The sequence below is a fragment of the Actinoplanes sp. NPDC048791 genome (assembly GCF_040650095.1).
In the GTDB taxonomy this organism is placed as follows: domain Bacteria; phylum Actinomycetota; class Actinomycetes; order Mycobacteriales; family Micromonosporaceae; genus Actinoplanes.
In genome coordinates, this window is record NZ_JBEZGQ010000752.1 from 1 (window position 1) to 4265 (window position 4265).

Genomic DNA, 4265 nt, shown 5'->3' on the forward strand with positions numbered 1-4265 from the left:
CCGGTGGTAACGGCGGCATCACCCAGCGGCGCCGGGTGCTCATCATCTCCGGCTCCATCGTCGGGGCGGTCCTGGTCGCCTCGGCGGCGGTGGCCGCGCTCTCCCAGGACGGCGCGCCGAAGACCCCGAACGCGGGATCGACCACGCTGACCGGCTCGAACAAGTGCGTGGTCAGCTATGCGGTCTGGGAGGACAAGGACAACAAGTTCCGGGCCGCGATCACGCTGGCCAACCGGGAGAACTCGGCGATCAAGGACTGGAAGCTCTGGTTCCTCATGCCGGGCGACCAGGTGGTGTCCGGCAACGGCGGGCTGAAGCTGGACCAGCAGGGGCAGGGTGTCACCGTGCTGGGCCGCACGCCGCTGAGCCCGCAGCAGACCAAGACGCTCGAGTTCACCGGCCGTTACCGGGCCAGCAACGCCGCTCCGATGGTGTTCGAGCTCGGCGGGGAGACCTGCCAGACGTTCGTCTCGCCGGCCCCCGGTGCGCCGTCGCGGCCGGTCGAGCACCTCACGAACGGCACGGTCCGGCTGGGCCCGGTGCCGACTAAGGACACGCCGATCCCGGGTATCTCGATCAACCCGGGCGGGGTCGCGGTCCCGGTCCCGGTCACCACGACGGCGCCGGCCGGGGTCACCCCGACGACCACGACACCGGGGGTAGTGGTGGACCCCGGTGGCAACGGCAACGGTGGCGGCGACGACGACGGCGACGACGACGAGACCCCGGTGGAGCCGTCCGTGCCGGCCACGACGCCGGCTGTCACGCCGACGACCACGGAGCCGGTCGTGACGGAGACGACGCCCGCGGTGACGGACACGTTCACCGACCCGGGCGACACTTCCGGCAACGAGCCCGTGCCGGGGGCCGTGGGCTGAAATCCGACAAGCGCGTCCTCGGGCGGTCGACCGGAGTTCCGGTTCGGCCGCCCGAGCTGCGCGTAAGGTCGAATTGAGCCCGACAGGAACCGGCGCTGCCCGTGACGACCCGCGACGGCCGTGACGAGAGCCTTCCGCCGAAATCGGTATGAACCGTATCGGCGTGCCTGCGGGCCGGGTTGACGCCCACGGGGAAGATGACTGATACCGGTCTGCAACCTGAGCGGTTCCGGTCGGCACCGGCGCGAGCGTTAGCTGGAACCAGGCAAGTCGTCGCACATCGGGGAGTTCCACATGATCAGCACCGTCCAGGACCTGGCCGCGGAGGCTCTGTTCGTCTCCTACCTGCAGCCGTCCGAGTGCCCGAGCCGCCAGACTGTCGAAGAGACCGTCACCGCCATGCTGCTGCGCCACGGCAGCGACGGCTGTGCGGCCGGGGTCGCCGAGGAGTTCGGCGATCACCCGGAGGCCGCCGTCCGCCGGATGAACTGGGTGCGCCGCGAGCTGGGCGCCATGCTGGCCGCGCCGCGCCACCCGCATTTCGCCAGCTGAGGAAGGCCCGGGGGAGCCCGCCCGATAGCTGAGCCTTTTTCGCAAAAAACACCTCAAAAGCAACCGAGTTCGGCCGCCACTGCACCCTTCGGCCATAAGTGTTCTCCTCATCAGCCGGTTCACCTGCCGGCTTGTACGAGCGAGGAGGAACACGTGACCGTGACGACCGAACTCCCCGCCACCGTCGGCATCGTCCATGACGCGCCGTCCGCGCGCGACCTCGAGGACCTGGTCCGCGAACACATGCCGATGGTGGGACACCTGGTTCGGGAACTGCTCAACCGCGTACCCGGCCACGTTCACGCCGACGACCTGTCGTCCGCCGGATTCGCCGCACTGCTCGGCGCCGCGCGCTCCTTCGACGTGAGCCGGGGCATCCCGTTCCACCGCTTCGCCGCTGTCCGGATCCGCGGCGCACTGCTGGACGAGCTGCGCGGGCAGGACTGGGCCAGCCGATCGGTCCGGGCCCGGGCCCGCCGTACGGCGACAGCCCGCCAGGAACTCACCGCGGCACTCGGCCGGACCCCGTCGGAGGCCGAGGTGGCCGAGATGCTCGGCATCGGCGTCGCCGAACTGGCCAGCGTCGAGGACGACGTGCAGAAGGCAGCCCTGCTCAGCCTGCAGGGCTTCCCCACCGGCGCCGCCGAGGAGATGGTCCCGGAACTGTCCGAGGGGCCCGAGGACCTGCTGCTCAAGCGGGAGCGGCTGGGCTATCTGCACCAGGCCATCCAGGCCCTGCCCGAGCGGCTGCGCCTGGTGGTCACCCAGTCCTTTCTGCAGGAACAGCCGCTCAGCGACGTGGCCGCCGAACTCGGGGTCACCGAGTCGCGGATCTCGCAGCTGCGCACCGAGGCGTTGCGCCTGCTCCGGGAGGGCCTGAACAGCTCGCTGGCCCCGGAGCTGCTCACCGTCGCGGCCGGCGGACCGCGGACCCGCAAGGGCTGCCTGCAGCGGCGGCGGACCGAGTACTTCGCCCGGGTCGCGGAGCAGGGCAACCTGCGGACCCGGCTGGCACTGACCGACAGTCACGGCGTACCCATCGCGGTCGCCGCCTGATCGGCGGGGCGGCTCGGCGACCGGTTCTCCGGCCGCGGGGTCGCCCCGGCTCTGTCACCGGCGGCGGTCGGCGACGGTTCCGGAGATGGCGCCGGCCAACGCACCCGTGACGGCGCCCAGCAGCCCGGTGCCGATGGCGGCGTCGCCTGCCTCGTATCCACCGCTGCCGAACCAGCCCCAGAGGGCTCCCGCGGCCGCGCCGAGCAGCAACCCGGTCAGCGCCCAGCGGCCCCGTCGCATCGGCGCGCCTCCTCCGGCGTATTGCGGCCGGAAACTGACCGCAACGGCTCCTATGGTCGGCAGTATGAGACCTTTCCGGATCGCCGTCGACCCGTACGACCTCACCGACCTGCAGGAGCGACTGGCCCGGACCCGCTGGCCGGCGCAGTTGCCCGGCTCGGACTGGGACCGCGGTGTGCCGGTGGAGTGGCTGCGCGAGCTGGCCGAGCACTGGCGTACCGGTTATGACTGGCGGGCCTACGAGGCACGGCTCAACGCCTTCCCGCAGTGGATCACCGAGATCGACGGCCTGGACATCCACTTCCTGCACGTCCGGTCCCCGCGGCCGGACGCCTTGCCGCTGATCCTGAGCCACGGCTGGCCGAACTCGATCGTCGAGTTCATCAACCTGATCGAGGTACTCAGCGCGGACTTCCACGTGGTGGTGCCGTCGGTGCCGGGCTTCGGCTTCTCGGCGGCCCCGCGTACGCCGGGCTTCGGGGTCGAGCAGGTGGGCCGGATCTGGGCGCAGCTGATGAGCCGGCTGGGGTACGAGCGGTACGGCTCGCACGGGGGTGACCTGGGCGCGTACCTCGCACCGGCGGTCGCGGTGGCAGCGCCGGACCGGGTGGTGGGCGTGCACGTGAACGCCGGCCTGGGCATGCCCACCGAGGCGGACGTGCCGGGCATGAGCGAGGCCGAACGCGCCGACTACGCGGCAATGCAGGAGTGGACCGGGTCGGGCGTGGACCACCACTCCCTGCTGCGGGCGGCACCGCAGACTTTCGCGTACGGGTGGCAGGACTCGCCGGTGGCGCTGCTGGCCTGGCACATGCAGAAGATGAAGGAGTTCGGCGACCTGGTGATCGACCGGGATCTGCTGCTGACGAACACGAGCATCTACTGGTTCACCGGGACGGCCGCCTCGTCCTCGTGGTTCATGTACGACACACCGGCGTTCGCCTGGCCGAAGGGACAGAAGGCGGTGCCGACGGGTGTCTACGCCGGGGGACTGCCGCTGTTCCGGCGGCTGGCCGAGGAGCAGAACACGATCACGCACTGGCCGGCCGGCAACCCCGGCGGCCATTTCGTGGCCCTGCACGAACCGGCTGCTCTCGCCGCCGACCTGCGGACCTTCTTCGCGCCGCTGCGCTGACCGGGGGTGCTTCACACCGCGACGGGCAGCCGCTGCGGCTCGACGCAGAGCGGGTCCAGGGCCGCCCGGACCTGCCGGATGTCCGGCCCGACGGCGGAGGCCAGCATCCCCGGCCCGGCCAGCGGCATCAGAGCCGCGTCCCCGCCGAGCAGCACCGCGTCCGGCAGCTCAGGACCGGCGAGGACGAGCGAACCCACCGCCCGGCCGCCACCGAGCACCGCCGCACCCGACCAGCCCGGTGCCCGGGGACCGACCGTCAGCTCGTGCCGGTGCAGGGTGCTGCCGGCGTACCGGATGGTCAGGTCGGTGTGCACGTCGCCGGACGGCTCGTCGTGCCGGCCGCAGACCAGGTCGTCGCGCCAGAGCAGGGTGCCGCCGGCTTCAACGTCGACCCGCGTGACCGC

6 protein-coding genes are annotated in these 4265 nt (G+C 71.7%); 4 read left to right on the top strand and 2 right to left on the bottom strand.

The annotated features are described in order from the left end of the window. From AB0C29_RS36160 to AB0C29_RS36170, 3 genes are all read left to right on the top strand, one after another. Positions 1–878: cellulose binding domain-containing protein (locus tag AB0C29_RS36160; protein WP_360830148.1), on the top strand; the 878-nt coding region annotated here is incomplete at its 5' end. A 294-nt stretch (positions 879–1172) separates the two neighbouring features. Beyond that, positions 1173–1430 carry a hypothetical protein gene (locus AB0C29_RS36165; RefSeq protein WP_360556096.1) on the top strand — a complete coding sequence of 86 codons (258 nt, stop codon included), beginning with the start codon at positions 1173–1175 and terminating at the stop codon, positions 1428–1430. A 153-nt stretch (positions 1431–1583) separates the two neighbouring features. Then, positions 1584–2486 (top strand): sigma-70 family RNA polymerase sigma factor, encoded by a 903-nt coding sequence (locus AB0C29_RS36170; protein ID WP_360556097.1) that lies wholly within the window; start codon positions 1584–1586, stop codon positions 2484–2486. Between the two features lie 54 nt (positions 2487–2540). Here AB0C29_RS36170 and AB0C29_RS36175 read toward each other — a convergent pair whose 3' ends face one another. Then, positions 2541–2726: a hypothetical protein gene (locus tag AB0C29_RS36175; protein WP_360830150.1), complete on the bottom strand. Its 186-nt coding sequence runs from the start codon at positions 2724–2726 to the stop codon at positions 2541–2543. Positions 2727–2790: 64 nt separating this feature from the next. Here AB0C29_RS36175 and AB0C29_RS36180 point away from each other — a divergent pair, with 64 nt between their 5' ends. After that, positions 2791–3861: an epoxide hydrolase family protein gene (locus AB0C29_RS36180; RefSeq protein ID WP_360830152.1), complete on the top strand. Its 1071-nt coding sequence runs from the start codon at positions 2791–2793 to the stop codon at positions 3859–3861. 11 nt (positions 3862–3872) lie between these two features. Here AB0C29_RS36180 and AB0C29_RS36185 read toward each other — a convergent pair. Beyond that, a partial coding sequence (locus AB0C29_RS36185; protein WP_360830154.1) for an urease accessory protein UreD occupies positions 3873–4265 on the bottom strand: 393 nt, incomplete at its 5' end.

Excerpts from the sequence above, each read along its gene's own strand:
- AB0C29_RS36165 (WP_360556096.1), top strand. The coding sequence starts at position 1,173 with ATGATCAGCACCGTCCAGGACCTGGCCGCGGAGGCTCTGTTCGTCTCC.
- AB0C29_RS36175 (WP_360830150.1), bottom strand. The coding sequence starts at position 2,726 with ATGCGACGGGGCCGCTGGGCGCTGACCGGGTTGCTGCTCGGCGCGGCC.
- AB0C29_RS36180 (WP_360830152.1), top strand. The coding sequence starts at position 2,791 with ATGAGACCTTTCCGGATCGCCGTCGACCCGTACGACCTCACCGACCTG.